The organism is Sphingomonas cavernae, assembly GCF_003590775.1.
Lineage (GTDB): Bacteria > Pseudomonadota > Alphaproteobacteria > Sphingomonadales > Sphingomonadaceae > Sphingobium_A > Sphingobium_A cavernae.
This window is the reverse complement of record NZ_QYUM01000004.1, coordinates 183,577-201,400: the sequence shown is the minus strand read 5'-3', so window position 1 is coordinate 201,400 and position 17,824 is coordinate 183,577. Positions and strand designations below refer to the sequence as shown.

19 protein-coding genes are annotated in these 17,824 nt (G+C 64.1%); 13 read left to right on the top strand and 6 right to left on the bottom strand.

The annotated features are described in order from the left end of the window. Nucleotides 1-34: 34 nt before the first annotated feature. Nucleotides 35-985 (bottom strand): RluA family pseudouridine synthase, encoded by a 951-nt coding sequence (locus D3876_RS16260; protein ID WP_119764290.1) that lies wholly within the window; start codon nucleotides 983-985, stop codon nucleotides 35-37. A 16-nt stretch (nucleotides 986-1,001) separates the two neighbouring features. Here D3876_RS16260 and D3876_RS16255 point away from each other — a divergent pair, with 16 nt between their 5' ends. The 7 genes from D3876_RS16255 to D3876_RS16225 all read left to right on the top strand — a co-directional run bounded on the left by D3876_RS16255 (nucleotide 1,002) and on the right by D3876_RS16225 (nucleotide 7,466). Beyond that, nucleotides 1,002-1,409: a M67 family metallopeptidase gene (locus D3876_RS16255; protein WP_119764288.1), complete on the top strand. Its 408-nt coding sequence runs from the start codon at nucleotides 1,002-1,004 to the stop codon at nucleotides 1,407-1,409. Nucleotides 1,410-1,483: 74 nt separating this feature from the next. Next, entirely contained in the window at nucleotides 1,484-2,131 is a 648-nt protein-coding gene (locus D3876_RS16250) for a histidine phosphotransferase family protein (protein ID WP_119764286.1), read from the top strand. 146 nt (nucleotides 2,132-2,277) lie between these two features. After that, nucleotides 2,278-4,623: a chemotaxis protein CheA gene (locus D3876_RS16245; protein ID WP_119764284.1), complete on the top strand. Its 2,346-nt coding sequence runs from the start codon at nucleotides 2,278-2,280 to the stop codon at nucleotides 4,621-4,623. After that, the gene (locus D3876_RS16240; protein ID WP_119764282.1) at nucleotides 4,620-5,054 is read left to right on the top strand and encodes a chemotaxis protein CheW; all 435 of its coding nucleotides are present in this window, start codon (nucleotides 4,620-4,622) and stop codon (nucleotides 5,052-5,054) included. Before D3876_RS16245 ends, D3876_RS16240 begins: the two co-directional genes overlap by 4 nt. An 80-nt stretch (nucleotides 5,055-5,134) precedes the next feature. Then, a complete protein-coding gene (locus D3876_RS16235) occupies nucleotides 5,135-5,503 on the top strand; it encodes a response regulator (protein ID WP_119764280.1) in 369 nt (122 codons plus the stop codon). A gap of 11 nt (nucleotides 5,504-5,514) precedes the next feature. After that, nucleotides 5,515-6,624, top strand: a complete 1,110-nt coding sequence (gene cheB, locus D3876_RS16230) for a chemotaxis-specific protein-glutamate methyltransferase CheB (RefSeq protein WP_274378991.1) — start codon at nucleotides 5,515-5,517, stop codon at nucleotides 6,622-6,624. Then, complete coding sequence (locus D3876_RS16225) at nucleotides 6,621-7,466, top strand: CheR family methyltransferase (protein ID WP_238475416.1); 846 nt, start codon at nucleotides 6,621-6,623, stop codon at nucleotides 7,464-7,466. Before cheB ends, D3876_RS16225 begins: the two co-directional genes overlap by 4 nt. A gap of 17 nt (nucleotides 7,467-7,483) precedes the next feature. On the opposite strand, the gene hemW is transcribed toward D3876_RS16225, so the two are convergent. From hemW to rph, 3 genes are all read right to left on the bottom strand, one after another. Next, nucleotides 7,484-8,632: a radical SAM family heme chaperone HemW gene (gene hemW, locus D3876_RS16220; RefSeq protein ID WP_119764276.1), complete on the bottom strand. Its 1,149-nt coding sequence runs from the start codon at nucleotides 8,630-8,632 to the stop codon at nucleotides 7,484-7,486. Nucleotides 8,633-8,783: 151 nt separating this feature from the next. After that, nucleotides 8,784-9,410, bottom strand: a complete 627-nt coding sequence (gene rdgB / locus D3876_RS16215) for an RdgB/HAM1 family non-canonical purine NTP pyrophosphatase (protein WP_119764274.1) — start codon at nucleotides 9,408-9,410, stop codon at nucleotides 8,784-8,786. A gap of 10 nt (nucleotides 9,411-9,420) precedes the next feature. Then, on the bottom strand, nucleotides 9,421-10,137 hold the full coding sequence (gene rph / locus D3876_RS16210) for a ribonuclease PH (RefSeq protein WP_119764272.1): 717 nt from the start codon (nucleotides 10,135-10,137) through the stop codon (nucleotides 9,421-9,423). A 203-nt stretch (nucleotides 10,138-10,340) separates the two neighbouring features. Between rph and D3876_RS16205 the strand changes: the two genes are divergently transcribed. The 4 genes from D3876_RS16205 to D3876_RS16190 are packed head-to-tail and all read left to right on the top strand — an operon-like array spanning nucleotide 10,341 to nucleotide 12,503. After that, the gene (locus D3876_RS16205) at nucleotides 10,341-10,541 is read left to right on the top strand and encodes a hypothetical protein (protein ID WP_119764270.1); all 201 of its coding nucleotides are present in this window, start codon (nucleotides 10,341-10,343) and stop codon (nucleotides 10,539-10,541) included. 28 nt (nucleotides 10,542-10,569) lie between these two features. Next, nucleotides 10,570-11,613 carry a heat-inducible transcriptional repressor HrcA gene (gene hrcA / locus D3876_RS16200; RefSeq protein ID WP_119764268.1) on the top strand — a complete coding sequence of 348 codons (1,044 nt, stop codon included), beginning with the start codon at nucleotides 10,570-10,572 and terminating at the stop codon, nucleotides 11,611-11,613. Beyond that, nucleotides 11,610-12,152 carry a nucleotide exchange factor GrpE gene (gene grpE, locus D3876_RS16195; protein ID WP_119764266.1) on the top strand — a complete coding sequence of 181 codons (543 nt, stop codon included), beginning with the start codon at nucleotides 11,610-11,612 and terminating at the stop codon, nucleotides 12,150-12,152. Before hrcA ends, grpE begins: the two co-directional genes overlap by 4 nt. Before the next feature lie 42 nt (nucleotides 12,153-12,194). After that, on the top strand, nucleotides 12,195-12,503 hold the full coding sequence (locus D3876_RS16190) for a polyhydroxyalkanoic acid system family protein (RefSeq protein ID WP_119764264.1): 309 nt from the start codon (nucleotides 12,195-12,197) through the stop codon (nucleotides 12,501-12,503). Nucleotides 12,504-12,706: 203 nt separating this feature from the next. On the opposite strand, the gene D3876_RS16185 is transcribed toward D3876_RS16190, so the two are convergent. Further along, nucleotides 12,707-13,165 (bottom strand): vgr related protein, encoded by a 459-nt coding sequence (locus D3876_RS16185; RefSeq protein WP_119764262.1) that lies wholly within the window; start codon nucleotides 13,163-13,165, stop codon nucleotides 12,707-12,709. After that, nucleotides 13,162-13,632, bottom strand: coding sequence for a copper chaperone PCu(A)C (locus tag D3876_RS16180; protein ID WP_119764260.1), 471 nt, complete (start codon nucleotides 13,630-13,632; stop codon nucleotides 13,162-13,164). Before D3876_RS16180 ends, D3876_RS16185 begins: the two co-directional genes overlap by 4 nt. A 299-nt stretch (nucleotides 13,633-13,931) precedes the next feature. Here D3876_RS16180 and dnaK point away from each other — a divergent pair, with 299 nt between their 5' ends. Continuing rightward, nucleotides 13,932-15,839, top strand: a complete 1,908-nt coding sequence (gene dnaK / locus D3876_RS16175; protein WP_119764258.1) for a molecular chaperone DnaK — start codon at nucleotides 13,932-13,934, stop codon at nucleotides 15,837-15,839. A 62-nt stretch (nucleotides 15,840-15,901) separates the two neighbouring features. After that, nucleotides 15,902-17,032 carry a molecular chaperone DnaJ gene (dnaJ, locus tag D3876_RS16170; protein WP_119764256.1) on the top strand — a complete coding sequence of 377 codons (1,131 nt, stop codon included), beginning with the start codon at nucleotides 15,902-15,904 and terminating at the stop codon, nucleotides 17,030-17,032. Nucleotides 17,033-17,824 lie beyond the last annotated feature (792 nt).

Here is a 17,824-nt window from a genome sequence, read left to right as displayed (position 1 = left end):
GTGCCCCCATTGGGAGGCTACTGTGCTTATACTCTTATACACGTAATGCCCTGAACAGTTCCTGCATATCGTCAGGAATTTCGCTATCGAAGGCTAAAGCGATACTACTGATTGGGTGGATGAACCCGAGATGCGCTGCATGCAGCGCCTGCCGTTGAAATCCGAGCTCGCGCAAGACCGCCTTATGTACCGGCTTGGGGCGGCCATAAACGGGATCGCCCAGCAGGCTATGCCCGATCGAGGCCATATGGACGCGCACCTGATGCGTACGGCCCGTTTCCAGCCGGCATTCGACCAGCGCTGCGTCTTTCAGCATCTCCACCGTGCGATAATGCGTCACCGCGCGCCTTCCCGACTGGACGATCGCAACCTTCTTGCGATTGACGGGCGAGCGCGCGAGCGGCGCGTCGACCGTGCCGGATGCGGGGTTTGGGCGTCCCCCGACAATCGCACGATAGCGCCGTTCGATACTGTGCGCAGCGAACTGCCTGGCGAGGCCCTCATGCGCCCGGTCGGTCTTGGCCGCGATCATCAGCCCCGATGTGTCCTTGTCGATGCGGTGGACGATTCCAGGCCGCGCCACGCCGCCAATCCCCGAAAGGCTGCCGCCGCAATGGTGGAGCAGCGCGTTGACGAGCGTTCCGTCGGGATTACCCGCGGCCGGGTGGACGACGAGCCCCGCGGGCTTGTCGACGACGATCAGATGCTCGTCTTCATAGGCGATGACGAGCGGGATCTCCTGCGCCTCGTTGTGCGCGGGCGTGGGCAGGGGGATGTCGAGTGCAAATTCGGCGCCCGCAGCCGCCTTGACCGCGGGGTCGCGCACCGCGACGCCATGCTCGTTGCGGACATTGCCGCTCGAAATCAAAGCCTTGATGCGTTCGCGCGAAAGCGTGGGAACGGCCTGGGCGAGTGCGCGATCCAGCCGCCATCCCCCCGCGTCCGCGGAAATACGAGCCTCGACAGTGCAAATCCCCCGATCCATTGCTAGCTATGTGGGTATGGCGGTGCGCATATCAAGATCGTTGCTCGACTGGATTCTTGCCGAAGCTGCGGCGATGCCCGCGCGCGAGGTGTGCGGCCTGCTGCTTGGCACAAAGGGTGAAATCATCGACGTGCGCCCAGCGCACAACATTTCGAAACGAGCGGGAGATCGCTTCGAGATCGACCCGCAATTGCTGTTCGATCAGGCGCGCGCGGAACGCGCCGGCGGCACACCGCGGATCGGGCATTATCACAGTCACCCCAATGGCCGCGCCGAACCCTCGCGTACCGATGCACAAGCTGCCGCGCTCGAGCCGGCGCAGCTCTGGATGATTGTTGCGGGGGGTGAGGCCACGCTGTGGCGCGCGGATTCGCAGGGCGGGCTTCACGGCCGCTTCGAACGCGTCGATCTGGCCGTTGGATAGCTCCGCCGGTTGCAACATCGTGCCGCGTCGGCCAGAAGGGCAAAAAATTTCTTACTTTTCCCAAGGGTCATCGGATGTCTTCGATCAACGCGGTGGATTTTGCGAGCCTGCTCTGCTCACGCCTGTGCCATGACCTTCTGAGCCCGGTCGGTGCGCTCAACAACGGCCTCGAGCTGCTTGCCGACGAACACGACCCCGAGATGCGGCAGCGTTGTCTTGATCTCCTCGCCGAAAGCGCGCGGACCTCGGCCAACAAGCTCAAATTCTTCCGGCTTGCCTTCGGGGCTGCCGGCGGCTTTGGCGAAGAGGTCGATGCGCGTGAGGCCAAGGGGGCGATCGAAGGCCTGTTCGGCGCTGATGGCCGGATCGAACTCGGCTGGATGGTGGGCGAGGCCGCGCTCAGCAAGACCGCGATCAAGGTGCTCCTGAACCTCGCGCTCATCGCGGGTGATGCGCTGGTGCGCGGCGGCCGGCTCGACGTCGGGGCGGAGCGCAGTGACCGTGGCACCGAGATCGTGGTGCGCGCCGAAGGACCGCGACTGGTGCTCGATCCCGAACTGCGCAAGGCGCTGCTCGGTGAGGTCGCCGACGACGCATTGACGCCGCGTGCCGCAGCCGCGTGGCTCGCGCACAGGATCGTCACCGAAACCGGGGGCTCGATCCAGGTTTCGGCACCCGAGGATCCGTTCCTGCTTTTCGGCGCGGTGATCGCAGGGCGTTAGCTTTCACTAAAAATGGGATAACGGCCGTCGGATCAGATTACGGCCGCCCTTATTGCGCGCGCCTTGCGCCGAGCAGCAAGGCTAACGCCTTTTTAACCAGCCCTGCCGCAATACGGCGCCTCGATACGCGCCGGAGCGAATGGGGCATGGACGACATTCTCGCTGAATTTATCGCGGAGACGCGCGAGACGCTTGAGGCTGTCGCGGGCGAACTTGTCGCCTGGGAGGCCAATCCCGACGACCGCGACCGGCTGGATACGATTTTCCGTTTCGTCCACACGGTCAAGGGAAGCTGCGGCTTTCTCGATCTGCCGCGCCTCGAAAAGCTCAGCCACGCGGCGGAGGATGTGCTGTCCGAGGTGCGCGACGGCAAGCGCGCAGCCGACACCCGTCTGGTGAGCGCCGTACTCGCGGTGATCGACCGCATCGGCGAACTCGCAGAAGCGATCGACACGGGCGAGGCGGTGCCGGACGGCGATGACCTGCTCATCGCCGCGCTACGCGTCGAACACCCCGTCGAACCCGTCGAGATCGAAGCGCAGTCCGTGCCCGTGATGCGCGGCAACATCCGCAGCATCCGCATTTCGCTCGATCTGCTCGACCGGATGATGAGCGGCGTTTCCGACCTTGTGCTGGCGCGCAACGAATTGTCGCGGCGGCTGCAGGACACCGGCGTCGATCCGTCAATCGAGGGATCGTTCGAGCGGCTGTCGGCCTGTGTCGGCGACATGCGCGACACGATCACGCGCACGCGGATGCAGCGGATCGAAAAGCTGTTCAGCTCGATCCCGCGCATGGTCCGCGACATCGCTGGCGAACTCGGCAAGAGCGTCGACCTTCAGATCGACGGCGGCGACGTCGAACTCGACCGCGAGATGATCGAGATCATCCGCGATCCGCTGACCCACATCATCCGTAACGCGCTCGATCACGGCATCGAGTCACCCGCGCTACGCGAAAAGGCGGGCAAATCCGCCACTGGACGGCTGCGTGTCTCGGCGCGCCAGTCGGGCAACCAGATCGTCATAGAGGTTGGCGACGACGGACGCGGCATCGACACCGAACGGCTGGTCGCAAAGGCGGTCGCCGCGGGTGTCGTGACTTTCGAGCGCGCTGACAAGCTTTCCAAGGAAGCCCAACTCGCCTTGATCTTCGAGCCGGGTCTTTCGACGGCCAAGAGCGTGACCGCAATTTCGGGGCGCGGCGTCGGCATGGATGTGGTCCGCTCCAATATCGAACGTATCGGCGGCGTGGTCGACCTCGACAATGCGCCGGGCAAGGGCCTCGCCATCTCGATCCGCGTGCCGCTCACGCTCACCATCATCCCCGCGCTCACCGTCAGCGCGGCGGGGCAAAGCTTTGCAATCCCGCGCTCCGCGATCCAGGAGATCGTGCGCGAAAACAGCGCCTCGGTCTCACTCGAGCGCGTCGGTACCGCGATGGTCGCGCGCATTCGCGATCAGCGTATTCCGCTCATATCGCTTGAAGCGGTGCTTGGCTTGCCCGAAGAGGCGGAGCAGGGCGTCCGGTCGCTCGTGGTGCTCAATCCGACGGGCGGCGCGAACTATGCGATCAGCGTCGCCGCACTCCATGATCATCAGGAGCTTGTGATCCGGCCCTCCTGTCCTGCGATCATGGCGACGGGCGTTTATGCGGGCATGACACTGCCCGATACCGGGCGCCCGATGCTGCTGCTCGACCCTGCGGGCATTGCCGAAACCTCGGGAATCCTCGCGATCACTTTCGACGACGATACAGTGATCGAGGCTGTGCGTGAGGCCGATGCCGACGAGCGCGTCTCGATGCTGTTGTTCCGCGATCTTGATGGCGCCGAGCGCGCCGTGCGCCTGGCTGTGGTCGAACGGATCGAGGAGGTCGCCAGTGCGCAGATCCGCTTCGCCGCGGGCCGACTGCGTCTTTCCATAGATGGCCGGATCATTCCTCTGGTCAGCTTTGACACGCTCGCCGAGCGTGACAGCGTGGGCGTGCTGCGGCTCAATGACGGTGCCGTGGAACTGGCCTATGCGATCGACGAGGTAATCGACATCGTCGCGCTGCCGAGCGAGATCGTGCGCGCCAAGGCCGATGGGATTGTTGCGGGCGTCGCGCTTATCGACGGCCGCCAGATCGAGATCCTGGACCCCTACTGGCTGTTTGCAGAGGCTACGGGCGGCGGCCCGACTAGCAGCGAAAAGCCCGTCTGCCTGCTCTCCAGCAGCGAAGATCCCTGGACGCGCGAGGTGTTGCGCCCGCTCGTCGAGGCCGCGGGCTACCGCGTCGCCTTTGCCGGCGATCTTGAACCTGCGGATGCCGACATCGTGATCGCCAGCGACGCCGAGCCGCTCGAAACCGAACTCCCGCCGGGACGACTGCTCAGGCTGCGCAACGACATCGGCGCGCGCGATGGCGATCCCTCGAGCGTCTACCGTTATGATCGCGCGGGATTGATGACCGCGCTCCAGGCTGGTCGCGCAGGGGGGCATAGGCCATGAACGATCTCTACCTGATCGCGCACATCGCCGGGCAGCGCGTCGCGCTCGCAACCGAGGCGATCGACTCGGTCGTACACGTCACCCACACGACATCGGTGCCGCTCGCACCGCCGCACCTGATGGGCCTCGCCGCATTGCGAAGCCGCGTCATCACAATGATCGACACGCGTATCGCGCTGGGGCTCGATCCCGCCGAACCGAGGGCCACGCTTACGACGGTTGTGGTCAATCTTGACGGCCATCAATACGGCCTCGTCGTCGATATGGTGGAGGATGTCTGCGCGATTGCCGGCGTGCCCGCGCCGGTCCGCTCACGTCTCGGCGCTGGCTGGGCGCGGGCTTCTCTCGGCCTGCTCGATCATGACGGCGCCTCGCTGCTGCTGATCGATCCCGCAATGCTTGCCGCCGGCAATCTCGCGCTCGCTGCGTGAGCGTATCTTAACCCGGCGCTTACGCTTTCGCGCTATCCAGTCATCAGGCTTCTGGTCGCAGGTCTAAAAGGGCAGGAACAATGTCGAAGAAGTGTCTGGTCGTCGACGATTCGAAGGTGATCCGCAAGGTCGCCCGTCATATTCTCGAAACGCTCGACTTCACCGTCGACGAGGCGGTCGATGGCCGCGATGCGCTCGATCAATGCCTTCAAACTCCGCCCGACGTCGTCCTGCTCGACTGGAACATGCCGGTCATGAGCGGCATGGAATTTCTGCGTGCACTTCGCCAGAGCGACCTGCCCGTCCGGCCAAAGGTCGTCTTCTGCACCACCGAGAACGGCATGGGACATATCCGCGCCGCGATCGAGGCGGGCGCCGACGAATATGTCATGAAGCCGTTCGACCGGGAAACGCTCGAGAGCAAGCTCCAGATCGTCGGCCTTGCCTGAGCGGGGCATTTGTGGCGAGCCAGCCCCTATTTACTGGACCGGGACCGGATACCGAGGCTGAGGCGCGCAAGATCCGGCTGATGATCGTCGACGATTCGGCGGTCGCCCGCGCGGTTCTGGCGCGGATGATTTCCGGCAATCCGGCCTTCGAGATCGTCGACCAGGTCGCGGGCGCACAGGAGGCGCTCGACAGCCTCGCGCGCGTCAGCGTCGACGTTATTCTCCTCGATATCGAGATGCCCGGCCGCAATGGCATTGCCGCGCTGCCCGAACTGATCGAAAAAAGTCAGGGTGCGCGCATTCTGATTGTCTCGGCGCTCGCCGAGGAAGGCGCCGCGACCACGGTCGAGGCACTGACGCTCGGCGCTGCCGATACGCTGGCCAAGCCGGGGCGCAACGCCTTTGGCGGGCGTTTCTCCGAAATCCTGTGCGAACGGCTGATGCGTCTGGGGACCGCCGGCGCTGCGGTGGCGCCAGGAATGCCGCGGCAGCCGCAGCCGCTTGAGGCGCTCGTCCCCGTCAGCGAGCCGCGCTCCGATCTCGGACCGATCCAATGCGTCGCGATTGGCGCCTCGACGGGCGGGTTGCACGCGATCACCGAATTCTTTCGCGCGCTCCCGGACAGTTTCGACGCGCCCATCCTCATCACCCAGCATCTGCCCGAAGTGTTCATGCCCTTTTTCGCGCAGCAGCTTCGGGGCTCCACGGGCCGCAAGGCCGTGGTCGCGCGAGAGGGGATGACGATCGAGCGCGGCGTGCTGCACATCGCGCCGGGCAATGCGCATCTCTGCGTCGAGCGTCACGGCGCGCGCGTTGTTGTCCGGCTGAGCCGTCAGCGTGTCGAATCGCGCTGCCTGCCGTCGGTGGATCCGATGTTCGATTCGGTTGCCGAAGTTTATGGCGACGCGGCGGTCGGTATCGTGTTGAGTGGCATGGGCCGTGATGGCTGTATCGGCGCCGACAAATTGGCCGCGACCGGCGCAGAGCTGCTTGTCCAGAACATCGATTCGTCGGTGGTGTGGGGTATGCCGGGCAGCATCGCCAAGGCGGGGATCGCAACCGCGGTGCTGCCGCCTGCTGCCATCGCGACACATCTCGGCAAAAGGCGTGCCTCCCGGTGAGCGAGGTCAATTCCGCCGCCATCCGGACACTTGCGGCGATGCTCGAGGCACGCACCGGCCAGCAGCTTGTGACGAGCCGCGTGTGGCGCATAGAAACCTCGTTGAAACCGCTGTTGCGCGAACGCGGCATGACCTCGACCGACCAGCTTGTCGCGGCGATGCTGAAGGGCAGCGAGCACGGCCTTGCCGATCGCGTGATCGAGGCGCTGCTGAACAACGAGACCTTCTTCTTTCGCGACCACGGCGTCTTTCAACTTCTGAACGGCGAGGCGCTGGAGGTGCTGCGCGCCGCGCGCGCTGCGCGCCGGCGGCTCCGCATCTGGTGCGCGGGCTGCTCGACGGGGCAGGAAGCCTATTCGATCGCGATGATGATCGCCGACGCGCCCGAGCGCTGGCAGGGCTGGACGATCGACATTCTCGGCACCGACATCTCATCGGGCGCGGTCGAGCGTGCGCAAACGGGCATCTTCTCGCAGTTTGAAATCCAGCGCGGGCTGCCGATCATGATGATGATGCGGTGGTTCGATCAGGAGGGAGAGAACTGGTATGCCAGCGCGGAGCTGAAGCGCCGCGTCCAGTTCCGCCGTCACAACGTACTCGAACAGCCGCCAATGCCGGGACGTTTCGATCTCATCCTGTGCCGCAACGTCCTGCTCTATTTCCCGTCCGCCGTCCGCACCGCCGCCTTTGACCGGCTGGCCTCTGCCATCGAGCCCGATGGCGTGCTGATGCTCGGCGCCGGAGAAACGGTCCTCGGCCAGACCGCGAAGTTCGTTTCCGAACGCGAACTGCGTGGGCTTTATCGTCCGGCGGTGCTGGGGGAAGCGAGCAAGGCCGCCTGAACGCGGCCACACACGCCTCAGGCGACCACTTCGGCCAGAATTCGGTCGAGCACGGGCATTCCGGTGTCAGTCACACGGAGATGGCTACCTGACTGCTCGACAAATCCCTGGCGCTGGAGCAACGCGACGGCGTGCGGTTTGGTAAGGTCTGCAATATTGACCCCGCTCATGCGCGCGATGCGATCCAGATCGACGCCTTCCGCCAGCCTCAGCCCCATGAGCAGCGCCTCGGTTGCGCGGTCCACGTGCGCGAGCGGTGTCTCTTCCTCGATTCCTTGGCCGTTGCGAGCGATCGCCGTCATCCAGTTTTCGGGCTTCTTGCGGCGGAAGGTGGCGAGGCCGCCGCGCCGGCCGTGCGCGCCCGGACCGACGCCGACATAGTCGCCATAGCGCCAATAGGTGAGGTTGTGGCGGCTCTCCTCGCCCGCGCGGGCGTGGTTGGAGATTTCATAGGCAGGAAGGCCTGCTTGCGCTGTCTGCGTGCGGGTTTGTTCGAACAGGTCGGCGCCGTGGTCGGGATCGACCACGGGAAGCTTGCCCTGCGCAACCAGCGTCGCGAAGCGCGTGCCGGGTTCGATGGTGAGCTGGTAGAGCGAGAGATGCGACGTACCGAAGGAGAGGGCACGGGCGAGTTCGGCGTCCCAATCGGCGAGCGACTGGCCGGGACGCGCGTAGATGAGGTCGAAGCTGACGCGCCCGAACGCATTTTGCGCGGTGTCGAGCGCGCCAAGCCCTTCGGCCACGTCATGCGCGCGGCCGAGGAAATGGAGCGCCTGATCGTCGAGCGCCTGCAATCCCAGCGAGACGCGGTTGACGCCGGCGGATGCGATATCGGCAAAGCGCGCTGCCTCGACCGAGGAGGGATTGGCCTCGAGCGTGATCTCGATATCGGGCGCGAAACCCCAGTGACGCTCGGCCGAATCCAGCAGCGCTGCGACGGTTTCGGGCGGCATCAGCGAGGGCGTGCCGCCGCCGAAGAAGATCGAGCCGAGCTGGCGTCTCGAGGTTAGCGCCGCTTCATGCGCAAGATCGGCGAGGAGCGCGTCGCGCCACGCCTGCTGGTCCACGCTCTCGCGAACATGGCTGTTGAAGTCGCAATACGGGCATTTGGAGACGCAGAACGGCCAGTGGATGTAGAGCGCGAGGGGATCCAGGGTCTGTTTCATTGAAATTGAATCTCGGTGTCGCCCCAGCGAAAGCTGGGGCCCAGACGATATTGATGTCGTGCGTCAAGCCTTGGCAATATTTCCGATCATCGCTTGGGCCCCAGCTTTCGCTGGGGCGACAGCTTATAGTTCGATGCAAATCGGAAACAGCCTAAAGCACTGCCGCCACGAGTTGCGCGAAGGCATCGGCGCGGTGGCTCATGCGGTGCTTGGCCTCGGGGTCCATCTCGCCGAAGGTGATGTCGAAGCCATTGGGCTTGAACATCGGATCATAGCCGAAGCCCCGGTCTCCGCGCGGAGGCCAGACCAGTACGCCGTCGACACGGCCTTCGAAGCTTTCAATATGGCCGTCGGGCCAGGCGAGCGAGAGCGCGCAGATGAAGTGCGCGTCGCGCCCGATATCGGGGCCGACACGCTCCAGATTCTGTTCGACGAGGCGCATCGCGTCGCGGAAATCCTTATTGGGGCCCGCCCAGCGCGCCGAGAAAATGCCGGGCTCTCCACCCAGCGCATCGACGCACAGCCCGCTATCATCCGCAAGCGCCGGAAAGCCCGAAAGATCGGCGGCTGCCCGCGCTTTCAGCTCGGCATTGGCGATGAAGGTCGTGCCCGTCTCGTCGGGTTCGGGCAGGCCGAGTTCGGCCGCAGACAGCACGTCGAGCCCGTGCGGGCCGAGAAGCGCTGCGATTTCGCGCACCTTGCCCGGATTGTGGCTCGCAATCACGAGCTTGCCGGGTTCCAGTTTGCGGATCGCCTGGCGGCCGATCTCTTCATTCATCTTAGGATCCTCAGCGTCCGGTGGCGGCGGCCTGTGCCGCGAAGATGTCGGTGCAGCCCATCCGTGCGAGGCGGAGCAGACGGAGCAGCGCCTCCTCGTCATAGGTCTCGCCCTCGGCGGTCGCCTGCGCCTCGGCGATGTTGCCGTCCTCGGTCAGCACGAAATTGGCGTCGGCGCCCGCATTCGAATCCTCGTCATAGTCGAGGTCGAGCACCGGCGTGCCTTTGTAGATGCCGCACGAGACTGCCGCGACCTTCTGCTTGATCGGGTCGACGGTCAGCAGCTTCTTTTCGATGAGCGTGTCGACCGCGAGGCGCAGCGCGACCCACGCGCCGGAGATCGAAGCGGTGCGCGTGCCGCCATCGGCCTGGATCACGTCGCAGTCGAGAACGATCTGGCGCTCGCCCAATGCCTTCATATCCACCACCGCGCGCAGCGAGCGGCCGATCAGGCGCTGGATTTCCTGCGTGCGCCCCGATTGCTTGCCCTTGGCGGCCTCGCGATTGCCGCGCGTGTGCGTGGCGCGGGGCAGCATGCCATATTCGGCCGTAACCCAGCCTTCGCCTTTGCCGCGCAGGAAAGGGGGCACGCGTTCCTCGATCGAGGCGGTGACGAGCACCTTGGTCTCGCCGAAGCCGATCAGGCACGAGCCCTCGGCATGTTTGGTGAAACGTGATTCGATGCTGATGGTACGCATCTGGTCGGGGGTGCGGCCGGAAGGGCGCATTGAGTTCTCCTTTGGATTTGCGCGCGCTTTAACCCTAGTGCGCCGGGCGTGCCAGCCATTCCTGTATCCTTCGGTGTCATTCCCGCGAAAGCGGGAATCCAGGCGATGTTGAAGGACCACACGGTTCTGGCCGAGCTTCCCTGGATTCCCGCTTTCGCGGGAATGACACTATAAGGCGGTAGCTTTGGTGGGCAGAGGCGACCATGAAGATCCTCAAGACCATATTGATCGCTTTCGGCATCCTCGCTTTTGTGATGGGCATGCTCTGGATGGGGCAGGGCACGGGTTATATTCGCTGGCCGGCGAACAGCTTCATGATCGACATGTCCGAATGGACGATCCGCGGCGCCGGACTGGCGGTCGCCGGGCTGATCGCGATCCTTGTCGCACGGCGGTTGCGCTAGCGCGGGTCGAGCCCCTACATCGGATGCCATGAACTCTCCGCCCGTAACCGAGCTTAGCGATCGTGCGCGCGATATCTTTCGGCTGGTCGTCGAAAGCTATATCGACAGCGGTCAGCCCGTCGGTTCGCGCACAATCTCCAAATTGTCGGTGCTCAATCTCTCGCCCGCCTCGATCCGCAACGTGATGCAGGATCTGGAGGAAGCGGGGTTGCTGAGCAGCCCGCACACCTCGGCGGGCCGGATGCCCACCGAAACGGGCCTGCGCCTTTTCGTCGACGGGATGATGCAGGTCGCCGAGCCCAGCGCTGCCGAGCGCGCCGCGATCGAATCGCGCCTGTCCGCGACGGGACCAATCGAGGAGGCACTGACCGCCGCGACCGCGGCGCTCTCCGGGTTGTCAGCCTGTGCCGGGCTAGTGCTCGTGCCCAAGCGCGAGCCTGTGCTGCGCCAGTTCGGCTTTGTGCCGCTGTCGGAACGTCAGGCGCTCGCGGTGCTCGTCGGAGCTGACGGGTCGGTGGAGAATCGCGTTGTCGAACTCCCGCGCGGGATGACGCCCGCCGCGCTGAACGAGGCGGCCAATTACATGAGCGCGGTGTTGACGGGGCAGACGCTGTCCGAGGCGCGCGTCACGGTCGAGCGCGAAATCACGCAGGGGCGGGCGGCGCTTGACGCCGCGTCGGGCGAGCTGATTGCGCGCGGGCTGGCGCTCTGGTCCGAAGATGGCGCGCAGCGCCCGGTGCTGATCGTGCGCGGTCAGGCGAACCTGATCGACGCCAATGCCGCCGAGGATCTCGAACGCGTTCGCCAGTTACTCGACGAACTCGAGGGCAAGGAAGAAATCGCGCGCCTGCTCGATAGCGCGCGTTCCGGCGCGGCGACGCGAATTTTCATCGGATCCGAAAACAAGCTCTTTTCGTTATCGGGGTCGTCGGTCATAGCGGCGCCCTATCGCGGGCAGGACGGGCGCGTGGTCGGCGTGGTCGGTGTGATCGGCCCGACGCGCTTGAACTACGCCCGCGTGGTTCCCATGGTGGATTTCACCGCACAGACATTATCGAGATTGATCGGATGAACGACGAACAGAAAGTGGACGAAACCCCCAGGCAGGAAACCGCTGAGGTTGGGCCAGAGAACAACGGGCTGGACCGGCTTGGCGAGCTAGAGACCGATCTGGCCGAGGCCAAGCAGGCGGTGCTCTATGCGCAGGCGGAGGTCCAGAATGTCCGGCGCCGTCTCGAAAAGGATGCGCAGGACGCGCGCGCCTATGCCGCAACCGGTTTCGCACGCGACATCCTTTCGGTCGCAGACAATCTGGGCCGCGCACTGGAAGCGGTTCCCGCGGAGCTGCGCCAGGACGAAAAGCTGAAAGGGCTGCTGACGGGCATCGAGGCAACGTCAAAGGAACTGGCCAGCGTGTTCGAGCGCAACGGCATCAAGCGCATCGCAGCGCTGGGCGAGGCGCTCGATCCCAACCGTCACCAGGCGATGGTCGAGATTCCGAGCGCGGAGGCGGAGCCCGGCACGATCGTGCAGGAGATGCAGGCGGGCTACATGATCAAGGACCGGCTGCTGCGCCCGGCGCTGGTGGGCGTCGCGAAGAAGCCGGATTGAGCGTGGCCGGGCCAAGGCTGCCCCAACAGGGATCCTGACCCGATGATCATCGATATTCCGCACAGGCTTGAACGCGACGAGGTCAAGCGCCGGCTGCAATCGCGGATCGGCGAACTCCCCGAGCATATTCCCGGCGGGATTGCGGAAGTGTCGTCATCCTGGCCAGCGCCTGACCGCATGGCGATCGCGGTCGGTGCGCTTGGCCAGCAGGTGACGGGCACGCTCGACGTGCATGAACATTTCGTCCGGCTGACCGTGACGTTGCCGGCGGCGTTGTCGTTCATGGGCCCCTTGATCGAAGCCGCGATCCGACAAAAGGGCGAGAAGCTGCTGCTTGAGGACGCTCGTTAGAGCATCGAGCATAAAATCAGAACCGCTCATCCTGAGGAGGGGCTGAGCTTGGCGAAGCATGTCCTGAGCGCCTGCCTTGGCAGGCAGTCGAAGGGACCCGTCTCGAAGGACCAGTTCAGTGCGTCCTTCGAGATGCCGTTTCGACAAGCTCAACGGCTCCTCAGGATGAGCGGCGTAATGATGCACATTTTTCGCTCGATGTTTTAGCGCCGTACGAAAGGCAGCACGCTTTCATATTGCTTCAAGGGCGGCGCGCCGCGCACCATCGCGCCCTGGCGCAGCAAAAATGCGTGCTTCACGATCTCGGCCTGCTGCTCGATGCCATAGCGTTCGAGCGGCCAGCCGGGCTTGAGCGCATAGTCGTACCGGCAGAAGGGGTGGCGCGCGAGCGGCAGGAAGATGCCCTTTTGCCGCTGCCAGACATGCGTCATCTCGTGGATGAACAACGCCTGCGCGGTGAGACCGCGGTCGTAAAAATCGTCGCAGTAGAGCCCGCCCTTGGGGTGGAACCAGATATGTCCGTCGGGCGCCATCGTCACGCGCCTTGGCTGAAACCACCACCATTTGCGCTGATGGATCGTGACCGCGTCATAGTCGATCGCATCGCCGAAGACGCTCGCGGCGAGGTTGCGCTCGGCCTGGGTCAGCGGGCGTCCGCTCAATGCGCGTTGTGCTCCTCGCCGCCCGGTGCGGGCGCTCCGGCTGCCTGAAGGGGAGCATCGATATAGATCTGTTCACCGCTCGCGAAGGTGAAGTCGAGGCGGATCGTCTCGCCGGCCTTGAGGTTGCGGCGCAGGTCGAACAGCATGACATGCTTGCCACCGGCCTTGAACTCGACCTTGCCCTTGGCGGGAATCGGCACCGACTGGAGCGGCACCATTTTGGTGACGCCATTCTCCGTTACGACATCGTGCATCTCTGTCTTGATCGCGACGTCGGAACTGACGCGGATCAGCGTATCGTCCGTGAGCCCGCCATGAACCGTAAAATAGGCCGCGCCCGGATTGGTCATCACCGCGGGCAAGCGCACCCAGCCCTTGTCGACATAGAGAACCGGATCCTGCCCGCAGCTTCCAAGCGCGAGCGCGGCGGCTGCAAGAACCGGGGCAAGGGCAAGGCGCAAACGCATGATTCTGGCTCCTGAGGAGAGTGTGATGCTTAACTAGAGCACTTCCCGAAAAAGTGGGAGCCGGTTTTTCGGCTGGGAAGCATCGGGAATGAATATGCCACCGCCATGTCCATTCCCGATGCTCTCCAACGCTTGAATCACGTGCCTTTCTCGTCCGACAGGGCAATTTTGCGCCGCCGGGAAAGGCTCCGTGCGCACGCCCCGCTTGCGACAAGAAAAAGCCCACCTATATCGCCGACGTAACTTCGGCCTTCGGGACACCGCGGGCCGCGTAATCATTCTGGGGTAATGAGGGATATATGGGCAAGGTTATCGGTATCGATCTTGGCACCACCAATAGCTGCGTTTCCGTGATGGAAGGTGGCAAGCCGAAAGTCATCGAGAACGCAGAGGGCGCGCGCACCACGCCGTCGATCGTCGCATTCGCCAAGGACGGCGAGCGGCTGGTCGGCCAGCCGGCGAAGCGCCAGGCGGTGACCAATGGTGACAACACGATTTTTGCGGTGAAGCGCCTTATCGGCCGCCGCTTCGACGATCCGATCACCAAGAAGGATACCGAACTGGTTCCCTACACGATCGTGAAGGGCCCCAATGGCGACGCTTGGGTGCAGGCGGGCGGCGAGGATTATTCGCCTTCGCAGATCTCGGCTTTCATCCTGCAGAAGATGAAGGAAACCGCCGAAAGCTATCTGGGCGAGACCGTCGAGCAGGCTGTCATCACCGTTCCCGCCTACTTCAACGACGCGCAGCGCCAGGCGACCAAGGACGCGGGGAAGATCGCGGGCCTCGAGGTTCTGCGCATCATCAACGAACCGACCGCGGCCGCGCTCGCCTATGGCCTCGACAAGCAGGACGGCAAGACCATTGCGGTCTATGACCTTGGCGGCGGCACCTTCGACATCTCGATCCTCGAGATCGGCGACGGCGTGTTTGAGGTGAAGGCAACCAACGGCGACACTTTCCTCGGCGGCGAGGATTTCGACGCCAAGATCGTCCAGTATCTGGCTGACGAGTTCAAGAAGGCCGAGGGCATCGACCTCACCAAGGACAAGCTGGCGCTGCAGCGCCTGAAGGAAGCTGCGGAAAAGGCGAAGATCGAGCTGAGTTCGGCGCAGTCCACCGAGGTCAACCTGCCCTTCATCACTGCCGACGCCACCGGGCCGAAGCATCTGGTGAAGTCGATCACGCGTACCGATCTGGAAAAGCTGGTCGAAGACCTCATCAAGCGCACGCTCGATCCCTGCAAGAAGGCGCTCGCTGATGCGGGCGTCAAGGCCGACGACATCGCCGAGGTGGTGCTTGTCGGCGGCATGACGCGCATGCCCAAGGTGCGTGACATCGTGAAGGGCTTTTTCGGCAAGGAACCGCACACGGGCGTCAACCCCGATGAGGTCGTCGCGATGGGCGCAGCGATCCAGGCGGGCGTGCTTCAGGGCGACGTCAAGGACGTGTTGCTGCTCGACGTGACGCCGCTGTCGCTGGGCATCGAGACGCTGGGCGGCGTGTTCACGCGCATGATCGACCGCAACACGACGATCCCGACCAAGAAGAGCCAGGTCTATTCGACTGCCGACGACAATCAGCAGGCGGTGACGATCCGCGTCTTCCAGGGTGAGCGTGAGATGGCGGCGGACAACAAGATCCTCGGCCAGTTCGATCTGGTCGGCATCCCGCCCGCGCCGCGCGGCGTGCCGCAGATCGAGGTCACCTTCGACATCGACGCCAATGGCATTGTCCACGTCACCGCGAAGGACAAGGGCACGGGCAAGGAGCAGCAGATCAAGATTCAGGCCTCTGGCGGTCTCTCGGATTCGGACATCGACCAGATGGTCCGCGATGCCGAACAGTTCGCCGAAGAGGACAAGAAGCGTCGTGAGGCGGCCGAGGCGAAGAACAACGCCGAAAGCCTGATCCACACTACCGAGAAGCAGCTCGAGGAGCATGGCGACAAGGTGGACGCTGCGCTCAAGTCCGAGATCGAAGCCGCGGTGGCCGACGCCAAGGCTGCGGTCGAGAGCGGCGATCCGGCGGCAATGACCGAAAAGGCACAGGCGCTGGCCCAGGCGGCGATGAAGCTCGGCCAGGCGATCTACGAGAAGGAGCAGGCCGCGGCCGCGTCTCCGGGCGCCGAGCAGCCCGCCGCGGCGAAGGCTGATGACGATGTCGTCGACGCCGAATTTTCCGAAGTCGACGAAAACAAGGGTTGAGGCATGGACCGCCCCGTCATTCTGCGGCAGCGTGAAGGACGGGGCGGAACGCCGGGGGCGGCATGAACATCGAAGCTGACTATTACGAGTTGCTGGAAATCGAGCGCGGCGCGGACGATCGGACGATCAAGTCCGCCTATCGCAAGCTCGCGATGCAGTATCATCCCGACAAGAACGGTGGCTGCACCGATTCCGAATCGAAGTTCAAGGCGATCAGCGAAGCCTATGAATGCCTGAAGGATCCGCAGAAACGCGCGGCTTATGACCGTTTCGGCAAGGACGCCTTCCAGAATGGCGGGTTCGGCAATGGCGGCGGTGCCGGCGGCGGCTTCGAAGGCTTCAGCGACATTTTCGAGACCATCTTCGGCGCGGGCTTTGGCGGCGGAGGTCAGCGTCAGGCCGCGCGGCGCGGCGCCGATCTGCGCTACGACATGGAAATCACGCTCGAAGAGGCGTTTCACGGCAAGCAGACGTCGATAGCAGTCGACGTCTCGGCGCGCTGCGAGCCGTGCGACGCCACGGGCGCCAAGCCTGGCACCTCGGCCAAGACCTGCCATAGCTGCGGTGGCCGTGGCCAGGTGCGTGCGCAGCAGGGCTTCTTTGTCGTCGAGCGGACCTGCCCGGCCTGTCACGGCGCTGGTCAGGTGATCGCGGATCCCTGCGGATCATGCCATGGCGAAGGCCGCGTCGACCGCGAGAAGAAGCTCGACGTCAACATTCCCGCGGGCGTCGACGAAGGCACGCGCATCAGGCTGTCAGGCGAAGGCGAGGCAGGCGCACGCGGCGCACCGCCGGGCGATCTCTACATCTTCCTCCACGTAAAGCGGCATCCGATCTTCGAGCGCGAGGGGACGACGCTGTTCTGTCGCGCACCGATCAGCTTCACGACTGCGGCGCTGGGCGGCTGCATCACCGTGCCCGGACTCGACAAGGTGGAGCACGAGATCCGCATTCCCGCAGGCATCCAGTCGGGCAAGCAGATCCGCCAGCGCGGCGCGGGCATGCCCGTGCTCCAGGGGCGCGGGGAGGGCGATATGGTCGTCGAGATCGAGGTCGAGACCCCGACCCGATTGTCCGCGCGCCAGAAGGAGCTGCTCGAACAGTTCCGCGATACCGAGACGGGCGAGGAATGCCCGGCATCGAGCGGCTTCTTCTCGAAGCTCAAGACGATGTGGGACGATCTGACCGACTGATCCCGGCGCGGGGCCGCCCGGCCTGACCCGATTCTCCTCCGTAATGAAGCATGTGGGCGTTGCCCGCATGCTTTTTCGTGGCCGCCTCCATCCCGATACCAGCCAAACCACGCGCAGGCGCGCACCGGGCTCAAGCATGCCGGGAAATCAGCTCTGTCGGTGACGATTAGAACGAAAAACCCCGCCGGACTAAAGGGATGTCCGGCGGGGTTTCGAGTGTTGCGATCAGGGTCGGGAGGAGATTACCCCGATCGCGAGCGCTCGACCTTGATCGTTTCAGGCTGGATCAGCCTGAAACGTGAATCAAGGTCTCAACCATTCGAATAGAGCCTGATTCACGCTTTCGGCGGAAGCGCAGAGCGCTTCCACCTCAAACGATCAGGCTCTAAGCGGTTGCGGCGCAGGGAGTGCCGCGAATCGCCAGGAGGAGCGCTGTCTCGGAAGTTCCGCGGCAGGGTGCGACCCCAAGCCCGCGCTGGAACATTCGATGCATTTTATGTAATATAATTATCACATGGCGCAATTTTAATTTTGAGCATCGCGCATGCAGAAATCGCAATCGTATGTGCTATGGGCAAAAGAAAACCCCGCCGGGCCATATGCCTGGGCGGGGTTTCTAGGCGGCGTCAGGCGACCAGAACGGTCCCGAACGCAAGCGCCTGCGTGGCGAACAACAGCACGAGGCTGGTCGCCGTCTCAAACAGCTTCATTGTTTTTCTCCAAGATGCGGGCGATCCTGCCCGCGCCCGCACTCTATTGTGCGATGCAGCATAAATAGGGAATTCACATTCC

Excerpts from the sequence above, each read along its gene's own strand:
- D3876_RS16255 (WP_119764288.1), top strand. The coding sequence starts at position 1,002 with ATGGCGGTGCGCATATCAAGATCGTTGCTCGACTGGATTCTTGCCGAA.
- D3876_RS16205 (WP_119764270.1), top strand. The coding sequence starts at position 10,341 with ATGAAGATCCTCAAGACCATATTGATCGCTTTCGGCATCCTCGCTTTT.
- dnaJ (WP_119764256.1), top strand. The coding sequence starts at position 15,902 with ATGAACATCGAAGCTGACTATTACGAGTTGCTGGAAATCGAGCGCGGC.
- D3876_RS16190 (WP_119764264.1), top strand. The coding sequence starts at position 12,195 with ATGATCATCGATATTCCGCACAGGCTTGAACGCGACGAGGTCAAGCGC.
- D3876_RS16260 (WP_119764290.1), bottom strand. The coding sequence starts at position 985 with ATGGATCGGGGGATTTGCACTGTCGAGGCTCGTATTTCCGCGGACGCG.
- D3876_RS16245 (WP_119764284.1), top strand. The coding sequence starts at position 2,278 with ATGGACGACATTCTCGCTGAATTTATCGCGGAGACGCGCGAGACGCTT.
- grpE (WP_119764266.1), top strand. The coding sequence starts at position 11,610 with ATGAACGACGAACAGAAAGTGGACGAAACCCCCAGGCAGGAAACCGCT.
- dnaK (WP_119764258.1), top strand. The coding sequence starts at position 13,932 with ATGGGCAAGGTTATCGGTATCGATCTTGGCACCACCAATAGCTGCGTT.
- rdgB (WP_119764274.1), bottom strand. The coding sequence starts at position 9,410 with ATGAATGAAGAGATCGGCCGCCAGGCGATCCGCAAACTGGAACCCGGC.
- hrcA (WP_119764268.1), top strand. The coding sequence starts at position 10,570 with ATGAACTCTCCGCCCGTAACCGAGCTTAGCGATCGTGCGCGCGATATC.
- D3876_RS16180 (WP_119764260.1), bottom strand. The coding sequence starts at position 13,632 with ATGCGTTTGCGCCTTGCCCTTGCCCCGGTTCTTGCAGCCGCCGCGCTC.
- D3876_RS16235 (WP_119764280.1), top strand. The coding sequence starts at position 5,135 with ATGTCGAAGAAGTGTCTGGTCGTCGACGATTCGAAGGTGATCCGCAAG.
- hemW (WP_119764276.1), bottom strand. The coding sequence starts at position 8,632 with ATGAAACAGACCCTGGATCCCCTCGCGCTCTACATCCACTGGCCGTTC.
- D3876_RS16240 (WP_119764282.1), top strand. The coding sequence starts at position 4,620 with ATGAACGATCTCTACCTGATCGCGCACATCGCCGGGCAGCGCGTCGCG.
- D3876_RS16250 (WP_119764286.1), top strand. The coding sequence starts at position 1,484 with ATGTCTTCGATCAACGCGGTGGATTTTGCGAGCCTGCTCTGCTCACGC.
- rph (WP_119764272.1), bottom strand. The coding sequence starts at position 10,137 with ATGCGCCCTTCCGGCCGCACCCCCGACCAGATGCGTACCATCAGCATC.